This is a genomic window from Corynebacterium sp. USCH3, from assembly GCF_037619475.1.
Classification (GTDB): domain Bacteria; phylum Actinomycetota; class Actinomycetes; order Mycobacteriales; family Mycobacteriaceae; genus Corynebacterium.
In genome coordinates, this window is record NZ_JAQPZT010000007.1 from 114786 (window position 1) to 132491 (window position 17706).

General features: G+C 67.8%; 15 protein-coding genes and 5 tRNA genes. 17 read left to right on the plus strand and 3 right to left on the minus strand.

Going from position 1 to position 17706, the window contains the following annotated elements; translation table 11 throughout:
• Positions 1–55: 55 nt before the first annotated feature.
• Positions 56–1171 carry a tRNA dihydrouridine synthase DusB gene (gene dusB / locus PQI66_RS14780; RefSeq protein ID WP_445228044.1) on the minus strand — a complete coding sequence of 372 codons (1116 nt, stop codon included), beginning with the start codon at positions 1169–1171 and terminating at the stop codon, positions 56–58.
• 304 nt (positions 1172–1475) lie between these two features.
• On the opposite strand from dusB, the gene PQI66_RS14785 reads away from it, so the two are divergent.
• The 13 genes from PQI66_RS14785 to PQI66_RS14845 all read left to right on the plus strand — a co-directional run bounded on the left by PQI66_RS14785 (position 1476) and on the right by PQI66_RS14845 (position 12122).
• Entirely contained in the window at positions 1476–2978 is a 1503-nt protein-coding gene (locus PQI66_RS14785; RefSeq protein ID WP_339999291.1) for an acetyl-CoA hydrolase/transferase family protein, read from the plus strand.
• Positions 2979–3027: 49 nt separating this feature from the next.
• A tRNA-Lys gene (locus PQI66_RS14790) sits at positions 3028–3100 on the plus strand.
• A 350-nt stretch (positions 3101–3450) separates the two neighbouring features.
• On the plus strand, positions 3451–4263 hold the full coding sequence (locus PQI66_RS14795) for a pyruvate, water dikinase regulatory protein (RefSeq protein ID WP_339999292.1): 813 nt from the start codon (positions 3451–3453) through the stop codon (positions 4261–4263).
• Positions 4264–4300: 37 nt separating this feature from the next.
• A complete protein-coding gene (gene ppsA, locus PQI66_RS14800; protein WP_339999293.1) occupies positions 4301–6739 on the plus strand; it encodes a phosphoenolpyruvate synthase in 2439 nt (812 codons plus the stop codon).
• A gap of 62 nt (positions 6740–6801) precedes the next feature.
• Positions 6802–7068: a metal-sensitive transcriptional regulator gene (locus PQI66_RS14805; RefSeq protein ID WP_339999294.1), complete on the plus strand. Its 267-nt coding sequence runs from the start codon at positions 6802–6804 to the stop codon at positions 7066–7068.
• Between the two features lie 17 nt (positions 7069–7085).
• Positions 7086–9227, plus strand: coding sequence for an aminodeoxychorismate synthase component I (pabB, locus tag PQI66_RS14810; protein ID WP_339999295.1), 2142 nt, complete (start codon positions 7086–7088; stop codon positions 9225–9227).
• Positions 9202–9942, plus strand: a complete 741-nt coding sequence (locus PQI66_RS14815) for a YggS family pyridoxal phosphate-dependent enzyme (protein ID WP_339999296.1) — start codon at positions 9202–9204, stop codon at positions 9940–9942. The genes pabB and PQI66_RS14815 overlap by 26 nt, the downstream gene beginning before the upstream one ends.
• A 109-nt stretch (positions 9943–10051) precedes the next feature.
• Positions 10052–10124: transfer RNA gene (locus tag PQI66_RS14820), tRNA-Glu, on the plus strand.
• Positions 10125–10159: 35 nt separating this feature from the next.
• Positions 10160–10233, plus strand: a tRNA-Asp gene (locus PQI66_RS14825).
• 328 nt (positions 10234–10561) lie between these two features.
• Positions 10562–11485 carry an MsnO8 family LLM class oxidoreductase gene (locus PQI66_RS14830; protein ID WP_339999297.1) on the plus strand — a complete coding sequence of 308 codons (924 nt, stop codon included), beginning with the start codon at positions 10562–10564 and terminating at the stop codon, positions 11483–11485.
• A 98-nt stretch (positions 11486–11583) separates the two neighbouring features.
• A tRNA-Asp gene (locus PQI66_RS14835) sits at positions 11584–11657 on the plus strand.
• A gap of 36 nt (positions 11658–11693) precedes the next feature.
• Positions 11694–11766: transfer RNA gene (locus PQI66_RS14840), tRNA-Phe, on the plus strand.
• Between the two features lie 68 nt (positions 11767–11834).
• Positions 11835–12122, plus strand: coding sequence for a GNAT family N-acetyltransferase (locus PQI66_RS14845; RefSeq protein ID WP_339999299.1), 288 nt, complete (start codon positions 11835–11837; stop codon positions 12120–12122).
• Here PQI66_RS14845 and epsC read toward each other — a convergent pair.
• Positions 12119–12703, minus strand: a complete 585-nt coding sequence (epsC, locus tag PQI66_RS14850) for a serine O-acetyltransferase EpsC (protein ID WP_339999300.1) — start codon at positions 12701–12703, stop codon at positions 12119–12121. The two genes, PQI66_RS14845 and epsC, sit on opposite strands and share 4 nt — an antisense overlap.
• A 202-nt stretch (positions 12704–12905) precedes the next feature.
• Positions 12906–13841 (minus strand): cysteine synthase A, encoded by a 936-nt coding sequence (gene cysK, locus PQI66_RS14855; protein WP_339999301.1) that lies wholly within the window; start codon positions 13839–13841, stop codon positions 12906–12908.
• A 153-nt stretch (positions 13842–13994) separates the two neighbouring features.
• Between cysK and PQI66_RS14860 the strand changes: the two genes are divergently transcribed.
• The 4 genes from PQI66_RS14860 to murA all read left to right on the plus strand — a co-directional run bounded on the left by PQI66_RS14860 (position 13995) and on the right by murA (position 17640).
• Positions 13995–14795, plus strand: a complete 801-nt coding sequence (locus tag PQI66_RS14860; RefSeq protein ID WP_339999302.1) for an enoyl-CoA hydratase-related protein — start codon at positions 13995–13997, stop codon at positions 14793–14795.
• Position 14796: 1 nt separating this feature from the next.
• Complete coding sequence (locus PQI66_RS14865) at positions 14797–15291, plus strand: hypothetical protein (protein ID WP_339999303.1); 495 nt, start codon at positions 14797–14799, stop codon at positions 15289–15291.
• 198 nt (positions 15292–15489) lie between these two features.
• Positions 15490–16338: an acetate metabolism transcriptional regulator RamA gene (gene ramA, locus PQI66_RS14870; protein WP_339999304.1), complete on the plus strand. Its 849-nt coding sequence runs from the start codon at positions 15490–15492 to the stop codon at positions 16336–16338.
• Between the two features lie 21 nt (positions 16339–16359).
• On the plus strand, positions 16360–17640 hold the full coding sequence (gene murA, locus PQI66_RS14875; RefSeq protein WP_339999305.1) for a UDP-N-acetylglucosamine 1-carboxyvinyltransferase: 1281 nt from the start codon (positions 16360–16362) through the stop codon (positions 17638–17640).
• Positions 17641–17706 lie beyond the last annotated feature (66 nt).

Sequence of the window (17706 nt, forward strand, 5' to 3'; positions counted from 1 at the left end):
TACGGGTGGGACGACCATTCCGCTCGGTGAACACGGGGTAGTTTCCCCCGGGCCATTAACCGCCGTTGGTGGCTGCCCCGTCCGCCTCCGGGTCCTCGGGAACGGCGCTGTCCAGGGCCTCCGGGTCGTCGAGCCAGCCGTCCGGCAGTGCGACCTTGCCGGGTGAGCCCTGGCGACCACGGGCGCCGTCGGCGTCGGCCGCCTTCGCCCCGGAGTCCCACATCGGGTCGAGCACCCCGCGCAGCGACTCCAGGTCGGTGATCTGGGAGAGCTGACGGCGGACCTCGCCGCCGGCGGGGAACCCACGCATGTACCAGGCCATGTGCTTGCGCATCTCGCGGACGCCGTAGGTCTCGCCCTCGTGGGCGGCCAGGAGTTCGGCGTGGCGCATGATGATGCGGCAGACCTCGGCGAGCGTGGGCTCCTCGGGAACCGGCAGCCCGCGGAGGTTCGCGGACAGTTCGGCGAAGAGCCACGGGCGTCCCAGGCAGCCGCGTCCGACGACGACGCCGTCGCATCCGGTCCGGGCCATCATCGTCGCCGCGTCGGAGGCCTTGAAGATGTCGCCGTTGCCCAGGACGGGGACCCCGGTGCCGTCCATGTGCTCGACGAGGCGGGCGATCTGCTCCCAGTCGGCGGTGCCGGAGTAACGCTGTGCGGCGGTACGTCCGTGGCACGCGACGGCGACGGCGCCCTCGTCGGCGGCGATCCGTCCGGCGTCCAGGTGGGTGTGGTGGTCGTCGTCGATGCCGACCCGGAACTTCACCGTCACCGGAATCTCCGGGTGGCCGGCGTCCGACACCCCCCTGACCGCGGCGCGCACGATGGAGGCGTAGAGGCGCCGCTTGAACGGCAGCGCGGACCCGCCGCCGCGCCGGGTGATCTTGGGCACCGGGCAGCCGAAGTTCATGTCGATGTGGTCGGCGAGGCCCTCCTCGGCGATCATCCGCGCCGCACGGTAGGTGTACTCGGGGTCCGTGGTGTACAGCTGCAGGCTGCGGGGGTCCTCGTCCGGGGCGAAGGTGGTCATGTGCATCGTCTTGGGATTGCGTTCCACCAGGGCCCGTGCGGTGACCATCTCGCAGACGTACAGGCCGGCGACGCTGCCCATGCGCTCGCGTTCCTGCTCGCGGCACAGCGTCCGGAAGGCGACGTTGGTCACCCCCGCCATCGGCGCCAGGACGACCGGGGAGTCGAGGTCGAAGCGGCCGATGGAGAGTGCGGGTGCTGGTGCGGAGGTCGTTGCGGTGCTCACCCCCTGATTCTCACACCGGCGCGGGGGAGGCGCAAAGCCGCGTGATCGGGTGCTGATTACACTCGGGTGTGTGCGGTCACACCCGCACCGTCCTGCGAACTGCCGTCACCCGGCACCGATGTGCTATCAATGGTGGCAGAGGTCACGTTTGCTACAGAAACAACCGTGATATTTGCAGAAATATTTCCGATACACCGGGACAATGAGCAGAGGAGAAAGAGTGTCTGAGCGCATCGCACACAGCGGTCTGAAGTCGAAGGTCATGTCAGCCCAGGAGGCTGCGGAGTTCGTCAACAACGGCGACAAGGTCGGTGCCTCCGGGTTCACCGGCGCTGGCTACCCCAAGGCTCTCCCCACCGCCATCGCCGAGCGGGCCAAGGCCGCCCACGACCGTGGTGACGAGTTCCAGATCGAACTGTTCACCGGCGCCTCCACCGCTGTCGACTGTGACGGGGTCCTCGCCGAGGCCAACGCCATCAGCTTCCGCACCCCCTACAACTCCGACCCGGTGCTGCGCGGGCAGATCAACGCCGGTGAGGCCAAGTACTGGGACATCCACCTCTCCCACCTGGGCAAGCAGGTGCAGGAGGGCTTCTTCGGGAAGTTCGACGTCGCCATCATCGAGGCCGTCGCCATCCGTGAGGACGGTACGGTCGTGCCGTCCTCCGCGGTGGGCAACAACATCGAGTACATCGACGCCGCCGACAAGGTGATCATCGAGGTCAACGAGTGGCAGTCCCGTGACCTCGAGGGCATGCACGACATCTACCGCATCGAGCCTGCCGGGCAGCGCACCCCCATCGGCATCACCGCCCCCGGTGACCGTATCGGCGGCACCGCCCTCGAGTTCGACACCAGCAAGGTCGTCGCCGTCGTCGAGACCGACCGCCCCGACCGCAACGCCCCGTTCACCCCGGCGGACGAGACCTCCAAGAAGATCGCCGGGTACTTCCTGGACTTCCTCGAGGGTGAGGTCAAGGCCGGCCGCCTGGCGTACGACCGCTACATCATGCAGTCCGGTGTCGGTAACGTGCCCAACGCCGTGATGGCCGGCCTGCTGGACTCGAAGTTCGAGAACATCACCGCCTACACCGAGGTCATCCAGGACGGCATGGTCGACCTCATCGACGCCGGCAAGATGACCGTCGCCTCGGCGACGTCCTTCTCCCTGTCGCCGGAGTACGCCGAGAAGATGAACTCCGAGGCGGCGCGCTACCGCGAGAACATCATCCTGCGCCCGCAGCAGGTCTCCAACCACCCCGAGGTCATCCGTCGCCTCGGCCTGATCGCCACCAACGGCATGATCGAGGCCGACATCTACGGCAACATCAACTCGACCAACGTGTCCGGATCCCGCGTGATGAACGGGATCGGCGGCTCCGGCGACTTCACCCGCAACGCGCAGGTGTCCTCGTTCATCAGCCCGTCGGTGGCCAAGGGCGGCGACATCTCCGCGATCGTGCCCTTCGCCTCCCACATCGACCACCACGAGCACGACGCCATGGTGATCATCACGGAGAACGGTTTCGCCGACCTGCGTGGCCTGGCGCCCCGCGACCGTGTGAAGAAGATGATCGACATCGCGCACGACTCCTACAAGCCGCTGCTGGAGGAGTACGTCGAGGCGGCGTCCAAGAGCAAGTTCCAGCAGACCCCGCACGACCTGTCCAGGGCTTTCGAGTTCCACACCCGGTTCCTCGAGACCGGTTCGATGCAGAAGTAGCCCGTGCACTAGACTGAACGACGCACCTCGCCCGGCGGGGTGCGTTTGCGGGCCTTTAGCTCAGTTGGTAGAGCTACGGACTTTTAATCCGCAGGTCGTGGGTTCGAGCCCCACAGGGCCCACAAACAGATCAACCCCCGGCCAGTTCATGGCCGGGGGTTGTCGCGTGTGCGCGGTGTCTTGTGCCGGGGCGTGGGCATGGCGAGGGCATGGGCATGGGCCTGGGATTGCGGATGGGGCTGGGATCGGGGCTGGAGCTGGGACGACCACGTGGGGGCGGTCCTGAACGCCGAAAACACCCTGACGTAGTCGTGTCAGCGGGGATGAGTGACTGCATCGGGGCCCCGGGGAGCTGTCAGGGGAGATCCATACAGACCTGATCGGGGGTGAAAACGGACATCGATGACCGGGTCCAGTGTTACAGTCGGGTGGTCTCGAGATGATGTCGATCAGAAGGCGGAGGTGGTGCCGCATGGTGCCCAGGCCTGTCTTCTTCGTGTCCGACAGCACGGGCATCACCGCCGAGACCCAGGGTAATGCGCTGCTCGCCCAGTTCCCCGGGTTCTCGTTCCGTAGGCGGGTCCTCCCGTTCGTTGACTCCGTGGAAGCCGCGGCCCGGGCGGTCACAACCATCGCCGACACCACCGGTGACGACGGCGACGTACCGATCGTCTTCGTCACGATCAGGGATGCCGCGGTCGCCGATATTGTCTCGGAAGCCTCCGGCGAGGTCATCGACCTGCTCGGTGCCCACCTGACCCACCTGGAACAACTCCTGGGCGCAGAGCGGACGGGCACGGCGACGGAGTACCACCGGGTCGGTGACCTCGGCCGCTACCACGACCGTATCAATGCCGTGGAGTACACCATCGAGCATGACGTTGCCGCGAGTTTCCGCGGCCTGGACAGTGCGGACCTCATCATCCTCGCCCCGTCCCGGTGCGGAAAGACACCGACGGCGATGTACCTGGCACTGCAGCACGGGCTGCGCGTCGCCAATTACCCGCTCACCGACGACGACACCCCCGGTCACCTCCCGGACGCTGTCGCAGCCTTCCAGGACAGGCTGTTCGGATTGACCACCACGGTCCAACGGCTCAGCCAGGTCCGCGGGGAACGCCGACCCGGCAGCCAGTACGCCAGCGTCCCCCAGTGCCGTACGGAACTCCGCCAGGCGGAGAAACTCTACCGTTCCCACAAGATCCCCTACGTCGACTCCCATGCCATGAGCGTCGAGGAGATGTCCAGCGTCATCCTCACCAGGATGAATCTGCGACAGCCGTAGGGACCCACGATCCCCGGACAAGAACAGGAACACCACCATGACCACCGTGCCCACCATCCTCCCCTTCACCGACATCGGTATGGACGACGTCGCCCAGGTCGGCGGTAAGAACGCCTCGCTCGGCGAGATGGTCGTCAATCTCGCCGACGCCGGCGTCCGTGTCCCCGGTGGTTTCGCCACCACCGCCGAGGCGTTCCGGGACTTCCTCTCCACCAACGGCCTCGACAGGAGGATCGAGCAGGCGCTGGAGGACCTCGACACCGACGACGTCACCGAACTGGCGCGACGCGGTGGGCAGATCCGGTCCTGGATCCTGGACCAGCCCTTCCATCAGGACCTGGAGCGGGACATCCGCGACGCCTACGAGGAGCTCGTCGCCAACGACCCGCATCCGGACGAGGTCACCTGGGCGGTGCGCTCCAGCGCCACGGCCGAGGACCTGCCCGACGCCTCCTTCGCCGGCCAGCAGGAGACCTTCCTCAACATCGGTGGCATCGACAACCTGCTGGAGGCGGTGAAGGCGGTCTTCGCGTCGCTCTACAACGACCGGGCGATCTCCTACCGTGTCCACCACGGATTCGTGCACGCCGACGTCGCCCTGTCCGCCGGCGTCCAGCGCATGGTGCGCACCGACATCGGTGCGTCCGGCGTGATGTTCACCGTGGACACGGAGTCCGGATTCGACCGCGCGGTGTTCATCACCTCGTCCTACGGCCTCGGCGAGGCGGTGGTGCAGGGGGCGGTGAACCCGGACGAGTTCTACGTCTACAAGCCCGCGGTCAAGGACGGGAAGACCGGCCGGGACGTGGTGCTCTCGCGCACCGTGGGGGAGAAGGCGGTGGCGATGCGCTACGCCGGGGGCACCGGGATCGACTCGGCGACCCGGTGGGAGGACGTCCCGCCCGCCGACCGGGCGCGCTTCTCCATCGACGACGACGAGGTCGCCGAACTCGCCCGCCACGCGGTGGCGATCGAGGACCACTACGGGCGTCCGATGGACATCGAATGGGGGCGCGACGGCCTGGACGGCCGGATCTACATCCTGCAGGCCCGCCCGGAGACCGTGGTCTCCCGGCGGGGGCAGGACGGCCAGGTCCTCACCCGTTTCGAGATCGACCGCGCCACCGCCGACACGACCGAGGTCCTGGCGGAAGGCCGGTCCATCGGGCAACGCGTCGGGGCCGGGCCGGTGCGTGTGCTGCGCTCGGTCCACGACATGGAGACGATGGACACCGGGGACGTGCTCGTCGCCGAGATCACCGACCCGGACTGGGAACCGGTGATGAAACGGGCCTCGGCGATCATCACCGAGCGTGGCGGACGGACCTGCCACGCGGCGATCATCGCCCGGGAGCTGGGCATCCCCGCCATCGTCGGTACAGGTGACGCAACCTCCGTCCTGCCCGACGGCGAGGAGGTCACCGTCTCCTGCGCCGAGGGCGACACCGGCCGCGTCTACCGCGGACGCGTGCCCTTCGAGGAGAAGGAGACGCGGCTGGACGCGATGCCGGAGATCCCGACGACGCTGATGATGAACGTCGCGACGCCGGACCAGGCGTTCGCCTTCTCGTCGCTGCCCAATGCGGGGGTCGGCCTGGCGCGCATGGAGTTCATCATCAACCGGCAGATCGGGGTGCACCCCCGGGCGTTGCTGGAACGGGACGCGTTGTCCGACGAGCTGCGTGCACAGGTCGACGAGCTCACCGCCGCGTACCCGTCCCCGGAGGAGTTCTTCATCCGCCGTGTCGCCGAGGGTGTCTCGACCATCGCCGCGGCCTTCGACCCGAAGCCGGTGATCGTACGGCTGTCCGACTTCAAGACCAACGAGTACGCGAACCTCCTCGCGGGCGAACAGTTCGAACCGCACGAGGAGAACCCCATGATCGGCTACCGCGGTGCGGCGCGCTACGTCTCCGAGGAGTTCCGGGACTGCTTCGCCCTGGAGTGCGAGGCGCTGCGCCGGGTCCGGGAGGAGATGGGGCTGACCAATGTCCGCATCATGGTCCCGTTCGTGCGCACCGTGGACGAGTTGACGAACGTGCTGGAGGTGATGGCCTCCCACGGGCTGGAGCGTGGGGAGGGGCTGCAGGTGGTGATGATGTGCGAGGTGCCGTCGAACTACCTGCTGGCCGACGAATTCCTCGACCATGTCGACGGCTTCTCCATCGGCTCGAACGACATGACCCAGCTCGTGCTCGGTGTGGACCGTGACTCCGACCTGGTCGCCCACGACTTCGACGAGCGCGATCCGGCGGTGCTGAAGGTCATCGGGTCGGTGATCCGTACCTGCGTGGCGCGCGGCAAGTACGTCGGCATCTGCGGCCAGGGTCCCTCCGACCACCCGGATCTGGCCGAATGGCTCGTGGAGCTGGGGATCGGGTCGATGTCGCTGACCCCGGACACCGTGGTGACGACCTGGCTGGCACTGGCGGGGGAGTCGGACGGGGCGCCGTCGGGACAGGCCGGGACCACGTAGGGTGGCGCGGGTATAGTAGCCACGCGTCCCCTCACCTGAACCGAACTCTCCAGGAGCTTCCAGTGAAACTCACCGATCCGACGTCCGATGCCGTTCTGAAGCGCCTGCGCCGTGCGCGTGGTCAGCTCGACGGGGTCATCACGATGATCGAGAACGACCGCGAGTGCCGTGAGATCGTCACCCAGCTCGCCGCCGTCTCCCGCGCACTCGACCGCGCCGGGGTGAAGGCCATTTCCGGCGGGATGCGTGACTGCCTCACCGCAGAGAACGGCGACGTCCCGGAGGACTGGGAAGACGAGATGGAGAAGCTCTTCCTGTCGCTGGCGTGACCGGTACCCTGATCCGGGTGATCCGTACGCTGCTCATCGACAACCACGACTCCTTCACCTGGAACCTGGTGCACGACCTCACCCGGGTCAACGGCGTCGCCCCCGTCGTCGTCGCGAACGACTGGGCCGGCTGGGCGTCCGACGGGCGGGAACTCCTGGGCACCGTCGACAACGTCGTCATCTCCCCGGGGCCGGGGACGCCACTGACTGCCGCCGACGTCGGCATCTGCCCGGACGTCGTCCGCGCCGCCGTGGCGGCGGAGGTCCCGGTGCTGGGGATCTGCCTCGGACACCAGCTCATCGCCCACATGTACGGGGCGACCGTCGGCCCCGCGGCGGAACCCGTGCACGGGAGGCTGTCGCGCGTCGAGCACGACGGCCGAGACCTCTTCCACGGGCTGCCCGCCGCGTTCGACGTGGTGCGCTACCACTCTCTCGCCGTGTCGGACGTGCCGCCGCAGGTGACGGTCACCGCCCGCAGTGGCGATCGGACGGTGATGGGGCTGCACGTCCCCGGCGCACACCTGTGGGGAGTGCAGTTCCATCCGGAGTCGGTGAAGTCCAGTCACGGCCGGGACCTGCTGGCGAACTTCGCGGCCCTGACCCGGTCGCGGGGGCGCCACCGGACGGTGCGCCACCGGACGGTGCACCACCGGTCGGTGGCGCTGCCCGACGGTGATTCGCGCCTGCTCTCCGGGGAGCTGTTCCGCCAACTCCACGGCGGGGCCCGGGCCACGGACCACGCGGTCTGGCTCGACGGGAACCGCGACAACGACCCGCGGGCGCGGTTCAGCATCATGGGGGCGTCCGACGCCGTCGTCACCGCCGACGTGGCCGCCGGCACCGTCACCGTCACCCGGGACGGGCGACGCGACGTCGTCGAGGGGGACGTTCTGCGCTGGCTGCAGGACGACCTCGCACGGTGGCGCACCGTCGACGACACCCCCGTCGCACTGGCGGACTGCGGGTTCCGGCTCGGCTGGGTCGGTTACCTCGGCTACGGGCTGAAACAGGACTGCCTGCAGGGTGAAGGGGCGGACAACGGGCATCCGTCGCGGATCCCCGACGCCGCACTGGTGTTCCTGGAGAGAGCGGTCGTCATCGACCACGAGTCCGGGACGGCGCACCTGCTGAGTCTCGCCGGGACCGAGGACGCCGGGGAGGGCCAGTGGCAGGAGGACGTTGCGGCGGTCGTCCGGAACCTGACCGTGCAGCCGGAGGCCGCGGCCGACGGCGTCGCCCTCACCGTCGGACTGCACGACCGCGACAGCTACACGGCCAAGGTCCGTGAGATCCAACGGCTCATCCGGGCCGGCGAGACCTACGAAGCCTGCCTGACGACCACGCTGACGGCCACGCAGGGCAGCGAGGGCAGCGGGGACAGTGGGGACAGCGGGGACAGTGGGGACCCAGGGAACCCGGACACGCTCGAGCTCTACCGCCGGCTGCGGCGTGACAACCCCGCCCCCTTCGGCGCCTACCTCCGCCTGCCGGGCGCGACGGTGATGTCGACGTCCCCGGAGCGCTTCCTCCGCGTCGACGCCCACGGACGGATCACCTCGTCCCCGATCAAGGGGACCCGGCCGGTGGCGGAGGGCGACGGGGACAACGAGGCGATCCGCGCCGAACTGCGGTCCAGTGAGAAGGACCGGGCGGAGAACCTCATGATCGTCGACCTCGTCCGCCACGACCTGGGCCGGGTCGCCGCGCCGGGAAGCGTCGAGGTCCCGGAGATCTTCAGCGTGGAGAGCTACGCGACGGTCCACCAGCTGGTCAGTACCGTCACCGCCACGTTGTCGGAGACCGCCGACGCCGTGGACGCCGTCCGCGCCGCATTCCCTCCCGGGTCGATGACCGGTGCGCCGAAGGAACGCACGGTGCGCATCCTCGACGCACTGGAGGACGCACCACGCGGCGTCTACAGCGGAGCCGTCGGCTACTTCTCGCTCAACGGTGCCGTCGACCTGTCGGTGGTGATCCGGACCCTCGTCGCCGAGTACGGGACCGACGGAGCGTGCGCACGGCTGACGTACGGCGTGGGCGGCGCCGTCGTCTCCCAGTCCACCCCCGACGGCGAGTACGACGAGACGGTGGTCAAGGCGGCGCCGGTGCGCTCGACTAGTCTCGGTGGACATGCACAACGATGGGGAACACGATGAGGTGAACGAACTGCGTGACGCTGTCGCCGCCGTCCGCGCCCAGGTCGACGCCGCGGCGCTGGACGCGGGACGGGACCCGGCGGAGGTGCGCCTGCTTCCCGTGAGCAAGACCGTCGAGGTGGAACGGCTCCGGCACGCTGTGGCGGCCGGGATGCACGAGTTCGCAGAAAACAAGCCGCAGGAGGTCCAGCGCAAGGCCGTCGGGATGGCTGATCTCCCGGTGCGGTGGATCGCCATCGGGCACCTGCAGACCAACAAGGCCAAGGTCATCGCCGAGCACGCCCACGAGTTCCAGGCGCTGGACTCGGTCCGGCTCGCCGAGGCGCTGCAGCGTCGGCTCGAGACGGTGGACCGCGACCTCGACGTCCTGATCCAGGTCAACACCTCCGGGGAAGAGTCGAAGACCGGCGCCGCCCCGCAGGACGTGGACGACATTCTCGACGCGGCGTCACGCTGTGACCGTCTGCGCGTCCGTGGCTTCATGACGGTGGCGTCCAACACCGACGACGAGAACGAGGTCCGACGGTGCTTCGCGCACCTCCGCGACATCCGCGAGAACGCGCGGCGCGCGGCGGTGGTGGACCCGGACCTGCTGACGGAACTGTCGATGGGGATGTCGGGGGACTTCCGCATCGCCGTCGCCGAGGGGGCGACCTGTGTCCGCGTGGGAACAGCCATCTTCGGGGCCCGGGACTATCCGGAAAATAGAGCCTGACATGGTTGTTTGTCGTCGTGTTGGTGAATCGGCGGTCGGTAGTTTATTCTGAACGGGCTGCCGAACAGGAGCGGACACGGAGACCGTGGCTGCCTCTGCTTGAGGTAGGGCTCCCATCGTCTAGTGGCCTAGGACTCCGCCCTTTCACGGCGGCAACACGGGTTCGAATCCCGTTGGGAGTACTGCGAAAGATTCGTCTTCCGTACAACCAGATAATGGCCCTGTGGCGCAGTTGGTTAGCGCGCCGCCCTGTCACGGCGGAGGTCGCGAGTTCAAGTCTCGTCAGGGTCGCAAGAAACACAGCGGGCGCACACCATCACGGTGTGCGCCCGCTGTGGTGTTTGGTGGGGGGCTGCAGGGGTCTACAGGGGTCTGCTCCGGCGCTGGGACGACCACGGGAGGGTGTTCTGGAGCGTGAAGACCACCCTCCCGTGGTCGTCTCAGCCACGTGGGCCACGGCGGGTCGCCAGGGTGCCGTGGTTGCTACGGTGGAGAGCGACCGTTCCACCAACAAGGGGGCACCATTGAGGCTCGATGGCACCGGCACCCACGAGCTCCCCACCGCCGCCGGCGGCCCCGGGGCGGTACCGAGCAGGTCAGCCGAAGGGCTGCCGCGCCGATGAGGCTCTCGCTGCTCGACCGTGCCAACACCGTCGCCGGGGTCTCCGACGCCGAGGCGCTGCGTCGTGTCGTCGCCCGGGCACGCCGGGCCGAGGAGCTGGGGTACCACCGATTCCTCGTCGCGGAACACCACGGCGTACCCGGGATCGCCGGTAGTGCGCCCGGGGTGCTCGCCGCCGCTGTCGGCCAGGCGACCACTGGCATCCGCGTCGGTACCGCCGGCATCATGGTTCCCGACCACGCGCCACTCATCGTGGCGGAGCAGGCGGCCGTCCTGGAGTCACTGTTCCCGGGCCGGGTCGACATCGGACTCGGCACGTCGGCGGGCTTCACCGGTGCGGTCAGACGGGCGCTGGGACAGCCGGAGGACGTCAACGACGCCCGTGGGGACTACCGCGCCGACATCGACGAGGTCCTCGCCTACCTCAGGGGGGAGGCGGAGGTGACGATGCGGCCCGCCGTCGACCCGCCACCGGCGGTGTACCTGCTGACGGGCGGCTCACCGCAGTCGCTCGCCATGGCACGTGAGCAGGGGATCGGTGTCATTCTGGGTGGGCCGGACCCGGGACGTGTCGACGGGGCCGTGATATCCCGCCAGGTGGGCGTCGCGCCGACCTGGGACGAAGCCAGGGACCTGGTCCTCCCGGAGATCTGGGCCCAGGTGATGTCGCGGAGCACGGGACGTTTCGAACCACTTCGGCCGGTGGGTGAGCTCGACGAAGCCATGCTGACCGCCCAGCAACGCCGTCGGATCGACCGGGGGCTGTCTGCCGCGGTGTACGGCACCGTCGAGGAGGTGACCACCACGCTCCGTCGGACCGTGGAGGCCACAGGTGCCGGTGAGATTCTCGTGACCGGCGGGGCGTCGGACGACGCCGGTCAGAGGCGCAGTGACGGGATGTTGGCCGGGATCACCTGGTGAGACGCCCTGAACTGGGCATTTGTCTGTTACCCGGGGTGCTGTGTACAGTATCCCATCGTGCACAGCGATCGACTTCGGTCCGACCGCTGGTGATGCACGGCCCTGTGGCGCAGTTGGTTAGCGCGCCGCCCTGTCACGGCGGAGGTCGCGAGTTCAAGTCTCGTCAGGGTCGCTGGACAGTCCGTGGGGACACCCTCCGGGCTTTCCTGCCCAGATAGCTCAGTTGGTAGAGCGTACGCCTGAAAAGTGTAAGGTCCCTGGTTCGATCCCTGGTCTGGGCACAGTGAACATCCCCCTCGGTGAGTTTTTCCCGAGGGGGATTCTGCATGGGCGGCTACACTCGGCGGGTATGAGTACCGAGAGCATGTCCGTGACCCATGACGTCGATGCCGGCCGCTACGTCCTGACCGTCGGTGAGGCCACCGCCGGTTATGCGGCGTACGTCCAGGTCGGCCAGGTCCGGGACTTCAACCACACCGTCATCGACCCGGCCTACCGCGGTCGCGGGCTGTCGGCACCGCTGATCTCCGCGGCGTTGGACGCCACCCGGGCCGAGGGGTTCGGCGTCCTTCCGAGCTGCTCGGCGGTGGCGGGGTTCATCGCGAAGAACCCCGGCTACCAGGACATGGTCCGTTAGATGTTGTTCTGCATGTCGTTGACGTAGCCTGCCGGGTCCACCAGGGGGGTACGCTCGTCGACCTTGCGGTGGCGGACCTTCGCCGGGGCGCCGATGAGGATCGAGTCGGCCGGGGCGTCCTTCGTGACGACCGAGTTCGCGCCGATCGCCGAGCGGGCGCCGATGGTGATCGGGCCGAGGACCTTGGCGCCCGCGCCGACCATCACCCCGTCGCCGATGGTGGGGTGGCGCTTGCGCTGCACCAGTTCGGAACCGCCGAGAGTGACACCGTGGTACAGCATCACGTCGTCCCCGATCTCGGCGGTTTCGCCGATGACGACCCCCATGCCGTGGTCGATGAAGAACCGTCGGCCGATCGTCGCCCCGGGGTGGATCTCGATGCCGGTGAGGAACCGGGTGAACTGGCTGAGCACCCGCGCGGGGCCTTTGGCGCCGCGCGTCCACAGCCGGTGGGAGATCCGGTGGCTCCAGATGGCGTGGAGTCCGGAGTACACCAGGGCGTTCTCCAGGTCGCCGCGGGCGGCGGGGTCGTGCGTTCTCGCGTTGTCCAGGTCTTCCTTGATGGTGCGCAGCAGACTCACCGGAGGAGTCCTCCTTCAGCTAGTGGGGTTGTCGGGGGAGGGGCGGGTTCTGACGGGGCCCGGCATGCAGGGGCCGTGCCCGGCGACCGCACGGAAAACGGCCTCGGAGCCCGGTTGCGTCCGTGCAGGTGTATGTCACCTGATACTACGGACGGTTACCGTGCTCCGGGGCCGTTGGGTCGGGGGCGTCTGGACCGCGGTCTCAGTCGCGCAGGTCGTCGAACAGGAGGGTGGAGACGTAGCGCTCACCGAAGTCGGCGACGACGGCGACGATCAGCTTGCCCTCGTTCTCCGGCTTCTTGGCCTCCTCCAGGGCGGCCCAGATGTTGGCGCCGGTGGAGATGCCGACCAGGATGCCTTCCTTGGCCGCGAGTTCACGGGCGTACTTCACGGAGTCGTCGAGGGTGGCGTCGTAGACGTCGTCCAGGATGTCCTTGTTGAGGTTCTCCGGGAAGAAGTTGGTGCCGATGCCCTGGATCTTGTGTGGACCGAAAGTGCCCTCGGTCAGCAGCGGGGAGTCCTTGGGCTCGACGCCGACGATGCGGACGTCCGGGTTCTGCTCCTTGAGGTACTTGCCGACGCCGGAGACGGTGCCGCCGGTGCCGACGCCGGCGATGAAGACGTCGACCTTGCCGTCGGTGTCCTCCCAGATCTCCGGACCGGTGGTCTTGTAGTGGACCTCAGGGTTGGCGGGGTTGGCGAACTGGCGTGCCAGGACGGCGTTCTCGGTGGACTCGACGATCTCGTTCGCCTTGTCGACCGCGCCCTGCATGCCGGCGGGCGGGGGAGTGAGGACCAGCTCGGCACCCAGGGCCCGGAGCATGATGCGGCGCTCCAGCGACATGGACTCGGGCATGGTGAGGATGACCTTGTAGCCGCGGGCGGCGCCCACCGTGGCCAGGGCGATGCCGGTGTTGCCGGACGTCGCCTCGACGATCGTGCCGCCGGGCTTGAGGGAGCCGTCCTTCTCCGCGGCCTCGATGATCGCGACACCGATGCGGTCCTTGACGGAGTTACCGGGGTTGGCGGACTCGAGTTTGACGGCCACCGTGCCGGGAAGACCCTCGGTGAGCTTGCCCAGCTTCACCAGAGGGGTGTTGCCGATCAGGTCGGTGATGTTCTCGTAGATCTTAGCCATACTGGTGAATGATCCTTTCATATCCCTCAGTCCAACAGACCGATCGGTCTGTCTGCATACCGGGGCCAGTGTACACACTCCGGCCCGCTCCCGCCATGCCTACCGTCTCCGGAGCCCAACACCGCCGACGCGTCCTGTGACACAATCAGAGGCATGACTGAACAGACAGGGCAGGACGCCGAGACCATCATCACCAGTACCGGGGGAGCGGACGGAGCCGTCGCCACCATTACGCTCAACCGTCCGAAAGCGCTCAACGCACTCAACCAGACGGTCATGGAGGAGGTCGTCGGAGCGCTCGAGGAGTTCGACGCCGACCCGTCGATCCGGGCTGTCGTGATCACCGGCTCCGAGAAGGCCTTCGCCGCCGGGGCCGACATCACCCAGATGAAGGACCAGACCTGGCCCGACATCAAACTGAAGCGTTTCTACGCGATGTGGGAGCGGGTCACCACCGTCCAGACCCCGATCATCACGGCCGTGTCCGGTTTCGCGCTCGGCGGTGGATGTGAGCTGGCGATGATGGGTGACATCATCCTGGCCAGCGAGAAGGCGAAGTTCGGCCAGCCGGAGATCACGCTCGGGGTCATCCCCGGCATGGGCGGGACCCAGCGGCTGACCCGGGCGGTCGGCAAGTACAAGGCAATGGACCTGATCCTCACCGGTCGGATGATGGGGGCGGAGGAGGCGGAACGCTCCGGTCTCGTGTCCCGGGTGCTTCCGGCGGAAGGTTTCCTCGACCAGGTCGCCGAGGTCGCCGACTCGGTGGCGGCGCAGTCGTCGGTCGCACTGGCGGCGGCCACGGAAGCGGTGGACGCGGCACTGAACACACCGCTGCAGGAGGGGATGCGCCAGGAGCGCGAGGCGTTCTGGGGACTGTTCGCCACCGAAGACCAGAAGGAGGGCATGAGCGCCTTCGTCGAGAAGCGCAAGCCCGAGTGGAGGCACCGCTAGGATGTCCAAGAGCGCGGAACTGACACGGACCGTGGACCTTCCCCTGGAGAAGGCCCACCAGGTCGCATCGTCGGAGACCTATCTGTTGACCGTCGACGAGGCCTCCACCTCGAAACTCATGGTCACCGACTCAGAGCGCGAGGTCAGGGAGGACGGTTCGGTCTACGCCCGGGTCGTCGCCGCCCGTGAGAAGGACGACGGCAGTCCCGGTTTCAGCATGGAACAGACGACCGAGGTCACACCGCTCACCGGTGAAGGTTTCACGTCGACGACGGTCACGCCACTTCCCAAGGGCATGGGGACGATGACGGTGGTCATGGACTACACCCGGGACGGCACGCGGGAGTCGGGGGACTCCGTGACCGTGAACGCCGAGGTTATCGCGGACGTGGGAATCCCGCTGTTGGGCGGGAGGATCGCCAAGAAGCTCGTGGACAGTGCGGACAAGACCGTCGATTCCGCACTGGAGCGCATCGTGCGGCTGGCGGCCGGGTAGGTAGGGAAACGGGGGTGTCCCGCTTTTGTTTCCCGGGGGTGGGGAGTAACCCCGGTGCGGGGGCAGGAGCGACGGACCTGCAGGTTTTGGGAGAATCCTCAGACCTTTCTATACTCGGGGTCTGTAAACCCCGTGTTCCCCCGCACTCGGGTGTGACCTGATCGGGGGTGACATTCGATCACAACAGAAAGGTGCGCCGTGGAACAGCAGCGTCACCGGGATGATGACGACGCCATCCGTTCGGCACTGTCGTCGTTGAAGAACTCGACGGGTATTCCCGTCACGATGTTCGGATCGTGTCAGCCGGACGGCCGTATGGTGATCAACCAGTGGGTGGGGCTGCGGACCCCGGCGCTCAACAACCTGACCATCGACTCCGGCCAGGGGGTCGGCGGCAGGGTGATGGCCACCCGTCGTCCCGTCGGTGTCTCGGACTACGCGCGTGCGAAGTCGATCTCCCACGAGTACGACCGTCCCGTACGGGACGAGGGGCTGCATTCCATCGTCGCGGTGCCGGTCATCGTCGGCCGCGACATGCGGGGCGTGCTCTACGCGGGAGTCCACTCGCCGGTGCGCATGGGTGACAAGGTGCTCGAGGAGGTCACGATGACGGCGCGGGTCCTGGAACAGGACCTGGCGGTCAACATCGCCTTGCGTCGCACCGAGGGCGGCACACCGCGTGAATCCTCGGCGAAGCCGCCCCGCGCGATGACAGGTGCCGAGTGGGAGCAGGTCAGGGCCACGCATTCGCGGCTGCGGATGCTCGCCAACCGGGTCGTCGACGACGATATCCGTCGCGACCTGGAGATCCTCTGCGACCAGATGGTCAGCCCCGTGCGGGTGAAACAGACCACGAAACTCTCCGCCCGGGAACTCGACGTGCTGGCGTGTGTGGCGCTGGGGCACACCAATGTCGAGGCGGCGGACGAGATGGGGATCGGGGCCGAGACCGTCAAGAGCTACCTGCGTTCAGTGATGCGCAAGCTGGGTGCACACACCCGGTACGAAGCGGTCAACGCCGCCCGCAGGATCGGTGCTCTTCCCTGATCCCCGGGTAGGATGGGACGGGTGAAAGATCATTTCCTGGTAACCGGTGGTGCCCGTCTCAACGGCTCGGTCCGTGTCGACGGGGCCAAGAACAGCGTCCTCAAGCTCATGTCGGCATCTCTGCTGGCGGAGGGGACGACCGTCCTGACCAACTGTCCCGACATCGCCGATGTCCCGTACATGGCGGAGGTGCTCAGGGGGCTCGGGTGTGAGGTCGAACTGGACGGCCCGACCGTCACCATCCACACACCCGCGGAGATCTCGTCGGACGCGGACATCGACGCGGTGCGCCAGTTCCGCGCCTCGGTGTGCGTCCTCGGCCCGCTGACCGCCCGGTGCCACCGTGCCGTCGTCGCGTTGCCCGGGGGGGACGCGATCGGGAGCAGGCCGCTCGACATGCACCAGTCCGGTCTCGAGAGGCTGGGTGCGAAGACCCGGATCGAACACGGCTGCGTCGTGACCGAGGCAGACCACCTCACCGGTGCGCGGATCAAGCTGGACTTCCCGTCGGTCGGTGCCACGGAGAACATCCTCACCGCCGCGGTCCTCGCCGAGGGCACGACCGTGCTGGACAACGCCGCCCGCGAGCCCGAGATCGTGGACCTGTGCCACATGCTCCGGGACATGGGGGCGCAGCTGGAGGGAGAGGGCAGCAACACCATCACCGTCACCGGGGTCGACCAGCTGAACCCGGTGACCCACGAGGTTGTGGGGGACCGGATCGTCGCCGGGACCTGGGCCTACGCCGCGGCGATGACGCGCGGAGACATCACCGTCGGCGGCATCGACCCGTCCCACCTGCACCTGGTGCTGGAGAAACTGAAGCTCGCCGGGGCGAAGGTGGAGACCTACCCGACCGGATTCCGGGTGTCCCAGGAGTCACGCCCGACGGCGGTGGACTATCAGACGCTGCCCTTCCCGGGATTCCCGACCGACCTCCAGCCGATGGCCATCGCGCTGTGTGCGGTGAGTGCGGGCATGAGCGTGATCACCGAGAACATCTTCGAGTCCCGGTTCCGTTTTGTCGACGAGATGACGCGGCTGGGTGCCGACATGACCATCGACGGGCACCACGTGAGTATCCGTGGTGTGGAGGAACTCAGTTCTGCCCCGGTGTGGTCCTCGGACATCCGCGCCGGCGCCGGCCTGGTGTTGGCCGGGTTGTGTGCGGACGGTGTCACCCAGGTGAACGACGTCTTCCACATCGACCGCGGTTATCCGGGGTTCGTTGAGAAACTCGTCGAACTTGGGGCGGTCGTCGAGCGCGCGTCCGTGGGCGAAGGACGCCATCACCGGTCGTGACCTGCGGGGTTGTGGTGGTGTGGTGTGGTGTGTAGATTGATGCGAGTCAGCGAGACGCCGGGACAT

Coding starts and splice junctions, on each gene's coding strand:
- dusB (WP_445228044.1), bottom strand. CDS start 1,171: ATGGCGGGGGTGACCAACGTCGCCTTCCGGACGCTGTGCCGCGAGCAG.
- PQI66_RS14795 (WP_339999292.1), top strand. CDS start 3,451: ATGGTGCCCAGGCCTGTCTTCTTCGTGTCCGACAGCACGGGCATCACC.
- ppsA (WP_339999293.1), top strand. CDS start 4,301: ATGACCACCGTGCCCACCATCCTCCCCTTCACCGACATCGGTATGGAC.
- PQI66_RS14815 (WP_339999296.1), top strand. CDS start 9,202: ATGCACAACGATGGGGAACACGATGAGGTGAACGAACTGCGTGACGCT.
- PQI66_RS14830 (WP_339999297.1), top strand. CDS start 10,562: ATGAGGCTCTCGCTGCTCGACCGTGCCAACACCGTCGCCGGGGTCTCC.
- PQI66_RS14845 (WP_339999299.1), top strand. CDS start 11,835: ATGAGTACCGAGAGCATGTCCGTGACCCATGACGTCGATGCCGGCCGC.
- cysK (WP_339999301.1), bottom strand. CDS start 13,841: ATGGCTAAGATCTACGAGAACATCACCGACCTGATCGGCAACACCCCT.
- PQI66_RS14860 (WP_339999302.1), top strand. CDS start 13,995: ATGACTGAACAGACAGGGCAGGACGCCGAGACCATCATCACCAGTACC.
- PQI66_RS14865 (WP_339999303.1), top strand. CDS start 14,797: ATGTCCAAGAGCGCGGAACTGACACGGACCGTGGACCTTCCCCTGGAG.